This window comes from Bartonella sp. TT110JLCBS (assembly GCF_042193405.1).
Lineage (GTDB): Bacteria > Pseudomonadota > Alphaproteobacteria > Rhizobiales > Rhizobiaceae > Bartonella.
Genome location: NZ_JBHILT010000013.1, coordinates 18,275 through 32,895 on the forward strand (window position 1 = coordinate 18,275; position 14,621 = coordinate 32,895).

14 protein-coding genes are annotated in these 14,621 nt (G+C 40.9%); 2 read left to right on the plus strand and 12 right to left on the minus strand.

Annotation, left to right across the window (positions count from 1 at the left end; genetic code table 11):
- Positions 1–255: 255 nt before the first annotated feature.
- The 6 genes from ACFILW_RS06445 to ACFILW_RS06470 all read right to left on the minus strand — a co-directional run bounded on the left by ACFILW_RS06445 (position 256) and on the right by ACFILW_RS06470 (position 4,448).
- Positions 256–2,235 carry a transposase domain-containing protein gene (locus tag ACFILW_RS06445; RefSeq protein WP_375685379.1) on the minus strand — a complete coding sequence of 660 codons (1,980 nt, stop codon included), beginning with the start codon at positions 2,233–2,235 and terminating at the stop codon, positions 256–258.
- Positions 2,232–2,690, minus strand: a complete 459-nt coding sequence (locus ACFILW_RS06450) for a hypothetical protein (protein ID WP_012232200.1) — start codon at positions 2,688–2,690, stop codon at positions 2,232–2,234. Before ACFILW_RS06450 ends, ACFILW_RS06445 begins: the two co-directional genes overlap by 4 nt.
- The gene (locus ACFILW_RS06455; protein ID WP_375685380.1) at positions 2,687–3,547 is read right to left on the minus strand and encodes a ParB/RepB/Spo0J family partition protein; all 861 of its coding nucleotides are present in this window, start codon (positions 3,545–3,547) and stop codon (positions 2,687–2,689) included. Before ACFILW_RS06455 ends, ACFILW_RS06450 begins: the two co-directional genes overlap by 4 nt.
- Positions 3,547–3,945, minus strand: a complete 399-nt coding sequence (locus ACFILW_RS06460) for a hypothetical protein (protein WP_375617384.1) — start codon at positions 3,943–3,945, stop codon at positions 3,547–3,549. Before ACFILW_RS06460 ends, ACFILW_RS06455 begins: the two co-directional genes overlap by 1 nt.
- The gene (locus ACFILW_RS06465; RefSeq protein ID WP_375685381.1) at positions 3,929–4,069 is read right to left on the minus strand and encodes a hypothetical protein; all 141 of its coding nucleotides are present in this window, start codon (positions 4,067–4,069) and stop codon (positions 3,929–3,931) included. The genes ACFILW_RS06460 and ACFILW_RS06465 overlap by 17 nt, the downstream gene beginning before the upstream one ends.
- Positions 4,070–4,142: 73 nt before the next feature.
- Complete coding sequence (locus ACFILW_RS06470; RefSeq protein WP_005864619.1) at positions 4,143–4,448, minus strand: helix-turn-helix transcriptional regulator; 306 nt, start codon at positions 4,446–4,448, stop codon at positions 4,143–4,145.
- Between the two features lie 153 nt (positions 4,449–4,601).
- Between ACFILW_RS06470 and ACFILW_RS06475 the strand changes: the two genes are divergently transcribed.
- Together ACFILW_RS06475 and ACFILW_RS06480 are read left to right on the plus strand one after the other, a co-directional pair.
- Positions 4,602–5,132 carry a helix-turn-helix domain-containing protein gene (locus ACFILW_RS06475; protein WP_375685382.1) on the plus strand — a complete coding sequence of 177 codons (531 nt, stop codon included), beginning with the start codon at positions 4,602–4,604 and terminating at the stop codon, positions 5,130–5,132.
- An 80-nt stretch (positions 5,133–5,212) separates the two neighbouring features.
- A complete protein-coding gene (locus ACFILW_RS06480; RefSeq protein WP_375685383.1) occupies positions 5,213–5,731 on the plus strand; it encodes a helix-turn-helix domain-containing protein in 519 nt (172 codons plus the stop codon).
- Between the two features lie 821 nt (positions 5,732–6,552).
- On the opposite strand, the gene ACFILW_RS06485 is transcribed toward ACFILW_RS06480, so the two are convergent.
- The 6 genes from ACFILW_RS06485 to ACFILW_RS06510 form a co-directional block, all read right to left on the minus strand.
- On the minus strand, positions 6,553–7,335 hold the full coding sequence (locus ACFILW_RS06485) for an ABC transporter ATP-binding protein (protein WP_375623859.1): 783 nt from the start codon (positions 7,333–7,335) through the stop codon (positions 6,553–6,555).
- Positions 7,322–8,206: an ABC transporter ATP-binding protein gene (locus tag ACFILW_RS06490; RefSeq protein WP_273790733.1), complete on the minus strand. Its 885-nt coding sequence runs from the start codon at positions 8,204–8,206 to the stop codon at positions 7,322–7,324. The genes ACFILW_RS06485 and ACFILW_RS06490 overlap by 14 nt, the downstream gene beginning before the upstream one ends.
- Entirely contained in the window at positions 8,199–9,128 is a 930-nt protein-coding gene (locus ACFILW_RS06495; RefSeq protein WP_273790732.1) for an ABC transporter permease, read from the minus strand. The genes ACFILW_RS06490 and ACFILW_RS06495 overlap by 8 nt, the downstream gene beginning before the upstream one ends.
- 2 nt (positions 9,129–9,130) lie before the next feature.
- Positions 9,131–10,204, minus strand: a complete 1,074-nt coding sequence (locus ACFILW_RS06500; protein ID WP_375623856.1) for an ABC transporter permease — start codon at positions 10,202–10,204, stop codon at positions 9,131–9,133.
- 112 nt (positions 10,205–10,316) lie between these two features.
- Positions 10,317–11,933, minus strand: a complete 1,617-nt coding sequence (locus ACFILW_RS06505) for an ABC transporter substrate-binding protein (protein WP_375685384.1) — start codon at positions 11,931–11,933, stop codon at positions 10,317–10,319.
- Positions 11,934–12,294: 361 nt separating this feature from the next.
- Positions 12,295–13,920 carry an ABC transporter substrate-binding protein gene (locus tag ACFILW_RS06510; RefSeq protein ID WP_375685385.1) on the minus strand — a complete coding sequence of 542 codons (1,626 nt, stop codon included), beginning with the start codon at positions 13,918–13,920 and terminating at the stop codon, positions 12,295–12,297.
- Positions 13,921–14,621: the final 701 nt, after the last annotated feature.

Sequence of the window (14,621 nt, forward strand, 5' to 3'; positions counted from 1 at the left end):
AGCCGTACGCGATACTAAAACGGCTAACCTTGCAAATCCCCTCTCTTTCTCACACATCGGGGAACTTGCTAACTCCACGCATCTCACCCAATCAGGCAAAGATACCTAGAAACTTCATGTATTGATTAGACTTTTAAAGGATTAAGATTCCTCCCCCCTTTCTTTGTTAACGCTTCAAGCTGATACGCGATACAAAACCAGCTTCCTTTTGAGAATTCTTATACCCCCCCCCCTCTCTTTTCCTATTTCCTTATTCTATTGCTTGGGAAACTTGATCACCTCACGCCCCTCATCAGAGGCGGAAAACTTTCTCAAAGCTTTATGCAAGTGTTGACTGAATTCTTCCTCCCCCAAAGCCTCATCATCGTCTGCTTTCAAAGCTAAATTCCCCACATTGTTTGGCATCAAGCGGCTCACCTTTGGCTTTATCGGAAGCTTCGATTTGAACGCTTCATCCTTTTTCTCAAGGCGACCATAAACATCGGCCAAGTGATCAGGCGCAAGCTTTGCCGCTAGCTGTTTTTCTGCTTTAACAGCCTTCACATATTCTTTACGCAAACGCCCATTCAAGCGCGCCGCCTGCTGGTCATAAAAACCTACATCACAAAGGCATGGTGCCAAACAAAGCAACCGATTGTTCAAATCATAAACCCGTAAATCTTGATGCAAATTATCCGGATCAAAGCGTACAATCACTTTTTTCCCCGCATGCTCATTCAACGCCCGCGCCCAATAACGATTGCCATAAAAATGGATCTCGCCCGTACCCTTTTGCGCACGCAATGCCTCAGAGGTTAAAAGCCATAAAGCCCGTTGTGCTGCCGTTGCTTGCCGAATAATCGTCCCCTCGGCTTGCAAGCTCTCAGTAAAGGTCTCATCAAAACTGCGCCCCGCACAATTGACCGCCTTACGCCCTGCTTGCGCATTATGCGCCACAATTTGCGCACCAACATGGGCTTTAAACGCTTCAAATCCTATCGCGCGTTTTCCATAATCTTCAGGCTTGGCATCCGGTTTATTGCCCGTATAAGCCCCCGCACAAAAGGGATGTTTCGAAATCGCTTCTGCCAGATCACGCCATGCCCGCTCAATCGGTTTAGACTGTCCGCTATAAGGGGTGGTCCATTGCAATTGCACACCCAAACTCGTCAAAAGCCCTTGCGGATCATCCGGCTTAATCTTAAAACGAAAGCGGTTTTGCACACCTCCAGAAATCCACTTGCTGGTAAAGGCACGCCCATTATCCAAGGTCATACGCTCCGGTATGCCATAAGCTTCCACCATGTCCCCAATCACCAAACGAACGATTTCCCAAGTCTCAGCATCCGATAAGCGCCACGATAAAATCTTGCCCGAATAAAGATCTTGTATCGCTATCAGATAAAGCCGCACAGGCTTTTCTGTCCAAGGAACGCTCACAAAAACATCCAGCTTATGCCCGTCCATATTCACAGCTTGCAGTGCATGCAGGCTCGAGCGATCACGCCGTTGGGCTGGATAAAGCTTTTTTGCCTTTTCTTCTCCCTCACGCGCTAAAACCACAACCGCTTTGGAAATTTGCGCCTTAAAACGACGCCGCAAAGCCCGCTCAGAAGGAATGGGCTCAAAACCCCGCTCCTGCGCAACCGAAACCATCCGCCGATAACATGCCGAAAAAGCAGGTTTAGAGGGGCGCAAATAATCCGAACAAAAAACCTCCCACGCCCCCTCATGACACGGCGCAAATTGCGAAACATTCTCCTCACCATAACAAGGCGCTAAAGCTGCCAACCAATCAGGGCGCTCATACCCCTCCACCATCTGCCGCCAATTAAAAAGCGACATCCGGCTCACACCAAATTGCACAGCACTCAAACTTGCCGCATCATGCACACCCATACCGGCATGGAGTAAATCTTCCCAAAAGCAAAGTGCCTTCAAACGCTCTTCACAGCGCCTTTTATGCGCCTTTGAAAGCCCCTCATAACGCACCCAAATACTTGCCTTTTGCTCCCCTTGCGTTTGTTTCACATCAACAGCCCCACCAAACCGCACCAACAATGCCGCCCGCGCCCCCTCCGGCAATAAGGAAATGTGATACTCCCAAACCGGCTTGGTTTTGCCTCCCACTTTCCTCGAAAGTTCAGAGTTTTTTCTCCAATATGCCCGTCCGTGGTTTTCAAGACTTTTATATGTTTTCGGCAACCCTGGCAAAGCTGCCTCAGCCAATTCGGCAATAGTAAACCATTCCTTCATGGCTGCCCCCTTTTAATGCGAACCGGCGTTGCGCGCATGGCTTTCAATTGCGCTGCAATCTCCCGCTGTTCCTGCTGAAGCCGCGCAATTTCTGCTAACCGCGCCTCATCCCCTTGCAACAGCAACAATCCATCTTCACTCACCACCTCATCCCAGAGCCAAAATGCCTCTGTCGCCCGCACAAATGCCTTAAACCGTGGCAGGGAAATATCCACCTGCTTACTTTCCGCAACATACGCATCCAAACTCGCCTTACTTAAACACCCAATCCCTAAATAATGCGCCATACGCTCCGCAATCACACTGCGCTCATGCCGGCATTCACGCAAAGCCCGCGCCATCGCTCGCTTAATGCGCGAGCGAAACCGCCCTAAATCAATCTGCGCAACGGGTTCACGACAAGGAAAAACCGGCTTTTGGAAAAAATCAAGCTGCCCGCAACCATGCCTCTTCATGCCTGCTCCTCCCCCCGTTCTCTTGCAAGATAATCACAAAACCGCGCCTTTGTCTGCGCATCCGCCCTCTGCCAAACACCCAATAACTGAGCAAAAATCCGTTCCTGTTCATTAATTTGCGGTGGCGTATTAATCCCATTGACCAAATCAACAGCCCGCCGTAAATCCCCCTCAACCTGTTGCAAAGCAATCGCCACCCGCCGTTGCGCAACCGGCTCCATCTTGGCAAGCTTCAACAATTGCGCTTGATTATCCGCCAATGCCGTCCCTCGCAAAACCGCCCGCAACTCCGGCTGTAAATGCTGAGCAATGTTGTTAAGACGTTTCACGACATCTTGAGAGAAACCAATGCGGTCCGCCACATGTTTGGCAAAGTGCAAACCTTGCACTTTGCCATTTAAGTCACCATCATTTGGCAAAGGTGCAACTTGCACCTTTGCCACTTTGTCCTTTGTATATTGATTACCATGGTCACCGCCACGTTGAATCTCCCCATACTTCTTTTCCCACAATTCGCGGTAAGTCTGGACAAAAAGCGCACGGTCAATAACAGACAATTCATTGCGAAAAAGGTTTTCAGCTACTTCTAAAAGCGCAGCATTCTCTTTATCCGCCTGCACCACAACAGCATCAATGTCACTATAGCCCAAAAGCTCAGCAGCACGAAGCCGATGCGCACCAGCTATAAGCGTGTAATTACCCTCTTTAGCATTGGGGGTATGGCGCACCGTAATCGGATTCATCAATCCCTCCCGCGCCATTGATTGCGCAAGTGCCTTGGCATGCTCATCATCCACAGGGCGTATACGCTCCGGCACCACAATCACATCAAGAGCAAGCTTTTGAAACTGTGCCATCACGCCGCCGCCTTTCTGATCTCTTTAAAGAATAAATCCATCGCACGCCCCGCCCATCTTCGATAAGCTTTCGCAAAAACGGGTTCTTCCAAACGCCGGTTAATGGTACGCAAAGAACGAGCAACAGCAGTGCGTTCACGCTCTTGCATGGCAACAAGACGCCGCCGCGGCACCTCAAACTGATAATGCAAAATATGAATAACAATCTGTCGTGCTAACGCCGCATCAAATAAGCAGTGCGGAGGGTCAATAATATACCGGATTGGCAAATGTTTAAATCCACTACTCACCGCCTTAAAAGAACAGGCAAGCATAGCTTCCAAACGTTCAACCTCCGAATAAGGATTAACGATATCGCTTCTGGCTTCTGGGGTCCATAAATTACAAGCAGCAACCATAACCACCCCCTATAAAAACAATATGACCACCATCTAATCGCCAGAACCAACCCTTCCAAACGGCTGTTCTATGATGCAACTCTCTGCAATTTATCTTGCCTATTTCGTACTGATCTTTAGACATTGATAAACCTTTTTATCTTATGGTATTTAAATTCATGGCAAATGCGCAAAAGCGCAAAGCCGTGTAACGAAATTCAAGCAGCATTCCCACGCAAAGCAGAATGCGCACGCGAATCTGTATTGGCATGTTTTGCTGCTTTAAAAATGCGACGGCGACTTTTGGGGTAGCGGTCGCTAAATACTTGCTCGACGGGCAAACCGATAAAATCGGCAATAGCACGTTCGGCTTTCTCGTTAGACCGTGTCCAGATATGTTGAACACTGGATGACGATAGTTGATAAGCTTTCGCGAGCTCCGCCAAGGTCATATTACGGCGGCGTAGCTCAGCTAAAATACTATGGCGATCCCATACTTGAATGCATGTTTGGGTGGTTGTCATAAACTTCGCTCCTGCTTCAAACGGATGCTCAAACCATCCGTTTTTTGTGGGGTTAATTGTAAAATATCTGCCCTCAATATCGGGCGGTAATATGAGGTATACGCCAAATATCTGTCTTTGTAAACAGTTTTTTGGCGTTTGGAGTGATTTTTTTTGGCACGCCCTGAAAAAGAACCTAAAACAGAACTCGCAAAACGATTACGTGAAATAAGACGAGTACTCGGAAATGAAGAACGCGGTGCTTTTGCGCAACGCCTTAATTTACAACGCACTACTCTTGCCAATTATGAAATCGGAGCACACGAACCAACATCCTCAGCAATTAACGCCTATCATAGAGTCTATAACATTAATCCTCATTGGCTCGTTACGGGTGAAGGTGAAATGTTTAGTGACATGGCAAAAGCGAAAGCAGCGGGTTTTAAACCACAAACTATCCCTGCTGGTCTCATGAAAAAGCTTGGTCGCATAGCTTATACAACCTATCGCGATGCTAAAATAAAACTCCCCCCTGAAGATATAGCGGAATTAGCGGCAGAGCTTTGTATAAAGTTGCAAGAGCTTGTTCAAGACATCAACGACACGGAAGAAGTCGAAGCGACTTTCTCTCTTCTTAAAATTCATTTAAAGCGTCAAATAGAAGCTGAAAGAGTACATCTAGAAACTACACAAAATACGGCTTAATGCCTCTCTAAGATGAATGGGGGAAGCTCTTTTTAAAATCCTGTAATTTAAGCTAACCTAAATATGAATAAGGAGCATTTTTGGCACGCCCCGAACTAGAACCTAAAACAGAACTAGCAAAACGATTGCGTGAAATACGACACACCCTTGGTTTCACAGAGCGTAAGCAATTTGCTAGACATTTTGAAATTCCCGAAACGACTATGCGCAATTATGAAACGGGTTTACAAGAACCCCCTGCATCTATAATGCGAATATATAAAGATCGCTGTGGAATATCCTTAGACTGGCTTGTCACTGGTGAAGGTGAAATGTTTAGTAACATGGCAAAAGCGAAAGCAGCTGGTTTTAAAGCACCTACCATCCCTGCTGGTCTCATGAAAAAGCTTGGTCGCATAGCTTATACAACCTATCGCGATGCAAATATAAAGATCCCTCCTGAAGATATAGCGGAACGCGCGGCGGAACTTTGTATAAAGTTGCAAGAGCTTGTTCAAGACATCAACGACACGGAAGAAATCGAGCTTATTTTACCTCTTCTAAAATTGCATTTAAAGCGTCAAATAGAAGCTGAAAATGCACATCCAGAAACTAAATAAGATACAGCTTAATGCCTCTTTAATATGAAAAATCGATATGAAAATCTTTTTACATTAAAAAAATAATATAACTATTTGATTAATAAGTATATATTGCCTCTAAAAATAGATAATCATCAATAGGTGAAAATCTTTTTTGCTTTTTTGGTTATTTTTGGCTGATTTTGGAGTCAATTGAACTTTTGGATTGATTTTTTTCACAGGGTCTTCAAAGGCGGTTTTCTGGGCTTTCACAGACTTTTCAAAATTTTTCACAGGGTTTTCACAGACCTTTCAAAGCCTTCTCTCATTTTTACCATGAAAACGCACTTTTTTCTAATTTTCGCTCTTTTTAGCTCTTTTTTACAATTTTAGGTGTCAAAATCTATTTTGACAAAACGCGCATTTAATGCTAAATTTTATACACAAAAACAACAAATTACCACGTATTCCTACCTAATCCCACCTTTTCCCACTTAGTATAAAACCTAGTGTCAAACTACAATTGTAAAATAATGAGAAGCTTTTCTAGAAAATACAGCATTACTATCTTTTGTTATTTCTCACAAATTTAATGCTTAAAATCCCAAAATAAAACTTTTGAACATAAAATGATAATTAAAAATAATGTAACAATATTAAACAAAGGGATGTATGTTATAAGTCACTCGTATATTTCAAAATGGGAGTTCTAATAGGATTTAAAATATTATAGCTCAAACACTGCCCAGCAAATTCATACTGGAAAAATCCTATTATGCCCTTCCCTCTTAACAATACCGCCAAACATCTCTAGAAACTTCAAAACAAATAAAATTGCATTTTCTCTTCTGTAAAATTGATCATGCTCTTTGATCTCTATGGACAATAGGCTCTATACTTGCTTCAAAGAACTCCTTTGTATAATCGTGTTGCGCATGTAGATTACGCAATTCATCATTGCTAAGCTCTTCAAGAATAATCCCTTTATGCATAATTCCAACACGTTCACAAATATGTGCAACAACAGCAAGATCATGGGATACCATTAAATAAGTAAGCTTTTTTCTCACGCGCAGTGATTTCAACAAGTTTAAAATTTCAGCCTGTACCGACACATCCAATGCAGATGTTGGCTCATCAAGCAATAACACCTCTGGCTCAATAATTAAAGCACGTGCAAGAGCAATACGCTGACGCTGCCCTCCAGACAACTCATGAGGATAACGATAAAGAAATGAAGAATCTAAACCAACGGAATCTAAAGCATCCTCTACCCGCTCTCTTTGATTATCCATCCCATGGATTTTGAGCGATTCAGAAAGAACCGTATGGACCATTTTTCTTGGATGCAGCGAAGCATAAGGATCTTGAAAAACCATTTGGATACAGCGTAAAAAATCCTTACTTTTTTTCTTTTCAACTTCTTGTCCAGCAAAAAGGAACTTTCCACTATAATCTGGAATAAGCCCCACCAATGTATTCAAAATAGTTGACTTTCCACATCCGGATTCACCAATCAAACCATAAGCTTCACCACGCTTAATATGAAAATTAACATTTTTAACAACTGTTACTGCCTTATGCCTATGACCAAAAGTTACAGATAAATTAGAAACATCAATAATATTCTCACAATTTGTCATGAGGAACCTCCTCAACACCATTAACAATCGTAGGATTATACAACCAATCAGGATCACGTTCAGGAACAGCCAAAATATCAACTGGATTATCAAGCCGTGGCAAACTCGCGAGCAACGCCTTCGTATAAGGATGACAAGCGTGAGACAAATCAGAAGCAGGCAACTCTTCTAACACACGCCCCGCATACATCACCAAAATACGATCACAAAAATCAGCAATCATATTCAAATCATGACTAATGAAAATAAGTCCCGTTCCAGATTTTGTCACAAGTTCATCTAATACGGATAAAACTTGCCGTCTGACCGTAATATCAAGCGCAGATGTTGGTTCATCGGCAATAATTAAATCAGGTTTTGGAATGAGCATCATTGCAATCATCACACGCTGCCCCATCCCCCCAGATATTTCATGAGGAAAGAGACGCATCACATGTTCAGGATCACGAATATGAACAGATTCTAACATAGATATGGTGCGCTCCCGCGCTTCAGCTTTTGAAACACGATAATGAATACGGTAAGCCTCCATAATCTGTTCTCCGATCCGTATTAATGGATTAAGTGAATATTTGGGGTCCTGTAAAATCATTGAAATACGTTTCCCACGGATTTTTCGCATCTGAGGTTCACTTGCGGCCAATAAATCAACATCCTCAAAGCGCATTTTTTTAGCTTTAACAATGGCTGCTTTTGGACTTAACCTTAGTATTGCGCGCCCAGTCATCGATTTTCCAGATCCGGATTCACCAACAATTCCAATTTTTTCTTTTCCAACAGAAAAACTAACGCCACGCACAACTTCTGAAATGCCGCGCGTTGTAGGAAAAGAAATACGTAAATCTTCTACTTCTAATAATTTATTACCCATTGCGTGGATCCAATACATCACGAAGACCATCACCTAAAAGGTTGAAAGCAAGACTTGCAAATAATATTGCACAGCCTGGTATTGCCGCCAACCACCAATTTGTCATCATAAATTCCCGCCCTGAAGAAAGCATCGCACCCCATTCAGGACTTGGCAGTTGAGCTCCCAACCCTAAAAAACCAAGACCAGCAGCCGTTAAAATAATTCCAGACATATCTAAAGTTAATCGTACAATCACTGAAGGAATACACATGGGTGCAACATGAAACAAAATAATTCGCCAAGCAGAAGCTCCTTGCAAGCGAACTACAGAAACATAATCAGAAGAACGTATTGTCAAAGTCTCAGCACGTGCTAAACGTGCAATTGGCGGCCATGCTGCAATTGAAATTGCAATAGAAGCATTTTCAATCCCTGGTCCCAATGCGGCTGAAAAGGCAAGAGCTAAAATCAAACCTGGAAAAGCAAGAAAAATATCGACAATACGCATGAGCACAGTATCAACCCATCCCCCCATATAACCAGATACAGTTCCAACAATAAGCCCTATTGGACCTACAATAACTGTTGTAAGAAAAACAACATAAAGAGTAATACGGGAACCAAAAACAAGGCGACTAAAAATGTCACGTCCCAATTCATCTGTTCCAAAATAATGCGCCATAGAGGGTGGCTGTAACCGATGACCTAGATCATTGCTAAGAAAATCATGCGTAGCAATCCAAGGAGCAAAAAATGCACATATAATAATAATACAAATAATAAGCAGACCGAATACAGCCGAAAAGTTATGAAAAAACTTAGCCAGTGCGTGATAAATTCTTTGTATGTTCGCTTGAATTATGGAGTTTGGAACAGGATCGTTTAACCAACTACCCAAAGAAGATGATGATTGCGATTTATGATGATTACTTACTGTCATATTCAACGTGTCCTTGGATCAAAAATGCGATAAAGCAAATCAGAAAATAAATTAATGGCGACAAAGATAAATCCTACAAGTAAAGTACATCCTACAACTGCATTCATATCTCCGGCTAAAAGAGCATTTGTCAAATAATGTCCAAAACCAGGCCAAGCAAAAACTGTCTCCGTTAAAACAGCCCCTTCTAATAAAAAAGCATAAGAAAGCGCAACAACAGTAATAATTTGAACAGCAGCATTTCGAAAGGCATGCCCCCAAACGGTTCGCGCCCACGATAATCCCTTTACACGTGCAGTAATGATATATTCCTGATTAAGCTGCTCAATCATAAACCCACGAGTCATACGGCTAATATAAGCCATAGCACCGAAAGCCAAGATCAAAGCAGGCATAATAACGTGACTAAAAACATTACCAAAAGCCTCCCATTGTCCTTGGCTTGCAGTATCCCAAAGGAAAAAACCTGTTTTTGGTTCAAAAGAATATTCATAAAGAAAATCAAGTCGTCCTGGGCCACCAACCCAGCCAAGCTTGGCGTAAAATATTAACAACGCCATTAATCCGAGCCAAAACGTTGGAGTAGAATAACTTACAAGTGTAAAAACACGGACAACATAATCAATAAATGAATCGCGATACATTGCTGCAAAAACACCAAATGGTATTCCAAGAGTTGTGCCAATAACAATAGCAACGGTTGCAAGCTCTAATGTTGCAGGAAATACACGCATAATATCGGCTAGAACAGGTCGCCCAGAAGTTAAAGCATCTCCAAAGTCAAACAAAAATACATTATGAAGATACTTCCAATATTGGACAATCAACGGCTTATCAAGACCCAGCTTATAATACATTGCATCATAAGCTTCCTGACTGATATTATCACCAAGAATAGATAGAACCGGATCTAGAGGAAGAAGATGACCAAGAAAAAAAGTAATCGTCACCAACCCAAGCAATGTGATAAAAACTGAAATAAGAAGTTTCAATCCTTTGCATAAAAAATCCCATAAAAATAATTTTTTCTGCTTTTCTGATACAGCTCTTTCAGTCTCTGAAAGTGGCAAAACCATTATAAAAATCCCCTCTGTAGCGACACAACATAAAGCAAATACCTTTTTTCATATAACGAAACAACCTCTTATTAAGCATGTTCTACAATCCTTCTCTATAACATGCTTCTTTTTATTTTTCTGCTTCATTGTAATAAAGTCTATAACTGTTCCAAATCCATTTTTTGACATCAGGTCCCATACCAATGGTATAATATGTCTGAAATAAATAAACCATAGGACCATGCTCTAGCACATAATGCTGTAAAGTACGATATTGCACAATGCGCTTATTGGGATCTTGCTCAAACAAAGCATCCATCACCATGTTATTAATATTTTTATCATAATACCCAGCGCGCCAAGCTAAATACATATTGTGCTTTTTTGTAAATGTTGGATCAGGGTTAAACACGTGATTTAATGAAGCTGGATGTCCATCAGGATCGGCACTCCCCCACCCCATAAGTGCAGTATCATAGTTTCCACCACGTACACGGCTCAACAATTGATTTTGTGCCATTTTTTCAATTGTAAGCTCAACACCAATTTTGCGTGCATTGGCTTGAATAGACTGTGCAACAGACGACATATAACTAAGGCTTCCAACTAAAAGATTAGCTTTAAACCCATTAGGATAACCAGCTTCAGTAATCAGTTGTTTTGCTTTTTTCAAATCCAACTGAAAAGGCAAGCCTTCTTTTTCATCTAAAGCACCTGGAACACCCAAGGACATATAAGTTGCCCGAGGAATAGCAATCCCTTTCAGAACAGTTTTTCCAAGACCTTCATAATCAACCAAATAACGAAGTGCCAATCTGACCTTTTCATTCGCAAAAATTGCATTCTTATTATTTAACGATAGGTAAATAATCTGCGGACGCAAAACACGACTAATTTTGACTGGGCCTCCCTTTTTTTCAAGATCTAAAATATCCTCTGAAGAAAGATCACGCACGATATCCACATCACCTTTTTCCAAAAGAAGTCTTTGACTTGATGAATCCGCTACATGCTGCACAACAATCTGCTTAATTTTAGGTACATCGCCCCAATAATGCTGTGTCGCCTCTAACACAACTTTATCTCCTGGAGACCAGCTCACCAATTTATAAGGTCCAACACAAGCTGTATGTGTTGCTAAATATTTATTCCCCATATCACCGTTAATACTCTGTGCTTCAATTGTTTCCCGATCAAGCAAAGCAGAAGCATAAGATTGTCCAATAACAGTCAATATGAGCTGAATAGGATAGGGTTTATCTAATTTTAATTGTAGAGTCTTATCATCAAGAGCCTGAATATTTGTTTCAACATTGTTTTTGGTAAATCCATAATCCATTAAAGATTGAGCATAGCTTAATCCTAATTTAATAATCCGCCGCATCGACCATACCAGATCTTGCGCTGTAGCCGTCCTTCCGTCATTAAACTTTAAATCATCACGAAGATGAAAAACTATTCTTTTGCCATTATCTAAAACATCCCAAGATTTTGCCATAGCAGGGCGAATTTTTGTAGGGTCATACTCATCATATTGCACTAACGCGCTGCAAATATTCGTCAATAACTCACTCGTCACAACCTCAACAGTTTGCGCTGGATCAAAACTACTAATTGAATCAATATTCCATGCCATTACCAATATATCTTTAGATGAGGTACTGAATGCCGATGTTACAGCCCCATTAAAAAAAACGATTGCGCTTAATAAAATAGAAAATTTTTTTAATATTCTTTGTTTTCCCATTTTATCTCTTTCTATTGTATTCCTGTACCTTTTCACACAAAGTGATTATGATTTTGCTCTTTTAAATAGCATGGCATCAAACATCAACTTCATTTAATCGAACCAAGCATCTATAAAGTAATTCTCTTATATATCAATCTATATTCGGAATGCAGAGAATCTGTAACGATAAACAAAAAAACCTCCCCAATATAAACTTCCCATATTCATCCCCCCTATAAACGACCTTAATCATATACTGCACAAAGATCCCTCACAGTTTCATCCTTAAAAAACTGAAGAGCTTTTATATGGGAGAATATTTTCATCATGCAATTATGATTAAGCTCTTTTTAGCTTTGATAACATTAAAAAGACACGCTTATTTTTCAATTGCACTATAAAAAATACGCGGTGCACTATTCCAAACCCATTTTTTGACATCAGGAGTCATCGCGACAACGCTATACTGTTGAAAGATAAACGCATAAGGTCCTTTTTGCATAAGTTCACGTTGTAAATCAGCATAGAGTTGTGCCCGTTTTTGCGGATCTTTTTGAAATAACGCCTCTTCAACTTTTTGATTCATCTTGGCATCAAAATACCCATGCTGCCAACTAGGATAGGCTGTATTTCTAGCCTCAAAACGATTATCTGGATTATAAACAAGACGTGAAGCCATGGTATGAGGATCCGCAGAATCGTTATTCCATCCGATAAAAGCCGTATCAAAAGCCCGTGCATTAACTTTTGAAAACAACTGTGTACCTGCTACACGTTCAATTTTAAGACGCACGCCCGCCTGTGCAGCACTATCTTGAAGTGACTGAGCAAGTAACAAAGTATAAGGAGTGTTTGACACGAGAAAATTTGCCTCAAATCCATTCGGATAACCAGCTTCTGCTAAAAGCTGCTTGGCTTTTGCAATATCAAGTTTAAAGGGTTGCCCTTCTTTTTCATCTAAAGCCCCAAAGTTGCCAAGAGGAATAAAACTGGCCCGTGGGATACCAATCCCTTTGAGAAGCTTCTTGCCAAGACCTTCATAATCTATGAGATAACGCATCGCCAAGCGCACTTTTTCTTTAGCAAAAATAGGATTCGTCGTATTGAATCCCCAGTACATCATAGTTGGCACTAACACTCTTTCAACTTTAACATCTGTTGTTTTTTGCAAATCTGCAAGATCTTCAGGTGTCAAATTACGAGCAACATCAATATCATGTTTTTGCAACAACAAACGTTGTGTTCCGGGCTCTGCAACATGGCGAATTAAAATCTGCTTCAGTTTAGGCGCTTGTCCCCAATAGTGAGAGCTTGCACGCAACAAAAGAGCTTCTCCAGGGCGCCAACTTTTTAACTGATAAGGACCAACACAAGCAGCATGACTCTTCAAATACTGATTTCCAAAATCGCCATCTTTTTCGTGTTTCATAATCGTCTTACGATCAAGCAAAGCTGTTGCACGACTCGCAACAATATTATTAAGAATAAGTTCTGCTGGATAAGGCTTATCAAATTTCATCACAACTGTTTTCTCATCGGGAGCTTGCAAAGCATCATCAACATTTTGTTCTGTAATTCCATATTCATTAAAAATTGCCGCATTACCCATCTTCAATTTGACAACCCGCTTCATACCCCAAACAAGATCATTGGCATTGGCTGATCTGCCATCATTAAACTTCAAACCATCACGCAAATGAAAAGTAATCACCGTACTGTGATCATCACCTGAAACATCCCAATGTGTTGCTAAAGCGGGAACCATTTTAGCAGGATCATCTGTCGCAGTACTCACCAAGTTATCACAAATATTGTAAATAATTTCACTTCCATAAACATCATTAAGTTGTGCGGGATCAAACGTACTGATTGCATCAAGATTCCAAGCCATCACAAGGGTATTAGCCGGTGTTTTTGCTGAAACTTGTTGTGCAACCATCGCCAATGCCATAAGAGCAGAAACAAGAGAGCTGCTACTTTTCAATATTGTTTTCTTCAAGTTCATAAACTTTTCCCTTTATTTATTTTTATCAATTAATGACGCTGAAATAATATAGCAAATTTATAATTATAGCATTGAATAAATACGTTCTAATCGCCTATATTTTTAATCACCTACACAGAGTCATCTACTTGATAAATTCATTGACTTACGTCTCAATAAACCACAGCGAACATGCAATATATGTTTTACTAACCAGTATTACATTCTTTTCATAACCTCTTTGCATATGATATATGCACTATATCAGTTCCCTATTAATCATCAATAAGCCTTGTCGCCCAAAAAAATAGTGAGCTTTAAAAAAATCATTACGCAAAAATTTATGAATTCATTATTCTATTCCTTTAGGCGACATTTAAAATAAAATATGCAAACTTTAAAAATAGTCATCCCCCTCAAACACTCAGTTTCAAGATGCGGCGCATCTTTACTACATGACCAAAACGGCACTGAAACAGCAGAAAGACATAAGAAAATATCTTTTCTAAAACGCTACCCCCTACAAAAATCTGCTTAATCTTTTGAAAAATAAAGCTTACAATAAAAGAATACACACTAAAATGCATTCTCTCATTGATAAAAATAAAATTCATTAGACGTTTCCCCCCTAAAGACATAACGAATATAAACCCTTCTAAACTTTAGTGTGCATCATTGCTTTACCACTATAAAAATAGAGCAGAAAACAACATACAGCAACA

Excerpts from the sequence above, each read along its gene's own strand:
- ACFILW_RS06505 (WP_375685384.1), bottom strand. The coding sequence starts at position 11,933 with ATGGGAAAACAAAGAATATTAAAAAAATTTTCTATTTTATTAAGCGCA.
- ACFILW_RS06470 (WP_005864619.1), bottom strand. The coding sequence starts at position 4,448 with ATGACAACCACCCAAACATGCATTCAAGTATGGGATCGCCATAGTATT.
- ACFILW_RS06445 (WP_375685379.1), bottom strand. The coding sequence starts at position 2,235 with ATGAAGGAATGGTTTACTATTGCCGAATTGGCTGAGGCAGCTTTGCCA.
- ACFILW_RS06490 (WP_273790733.1), bottom strand. The coding sequence starts at position 8,206 with ATGGGTAATAAATTATTAGAAGTAGAAGATTTACGTATTTCTTTTCCT.
- ACFILW_RS06460 (WP_375617384.1), bottom strand. The coding sequence starts at position 3,945 with ATGGTTGCTGCTTGTAATTTATGGACCCCAGAAGCCAGAAGCGATATC.
- ACFILW_RS06510 (WP_375685385.1), bottom strand. The coding sequence starts at position 13,920 with ATGAACTTGAAGAAAACAATATTGAAAAGTAGCAGCTCTCTTGTTTCT.
- ACFILW_RS06495 (WP_273790732.1), bottom strand. The coding sequence starts at position 9,128 with ATGACAGTAAGTAATCATCATAAATCGCAATCATCATCTTCTTTGGGT.
- ACFILW_RS06450 (WP_012232200.1), bottom strand. The coding sequence starts at position 2,690 with ATGAAGAGGCATGGTTGCGGGCAGCTTGATTTTTTCCAAAAGCCGGTT.
- ACFILW_RS06465 (WP_375685381.1), bottom strand. The coding sequence starts at position 4,069 with ATGTCTAAAGATCAGTACGAAATAGGCAAGATAAATTGCAGAGAGTTG.
- ACFILW_RS06455 (WP_375685380.1), bottom strand. The coding sequence starts at position 3,547 with ATGGCACAGTTTCAAAAGCTTGCTCTTGATGTGATTGTGGTGCCGGAG.
- ACFILW_RS06485 (WP_375623859.1), bottom strand. The coding sequence starts at position 7,335 with ATGACAAATTGTGAGAATATTATTGATGTTTCTAATTTATCTGTAACT.
- ACFILW_RS06500 (WP_375623856.1), bottom strand. The coding sequence starts at position 10,204 with ATGGTTTTGCCACTTTCAGAGACTGAAAGAGCTGTATCAGAAAAGCAG.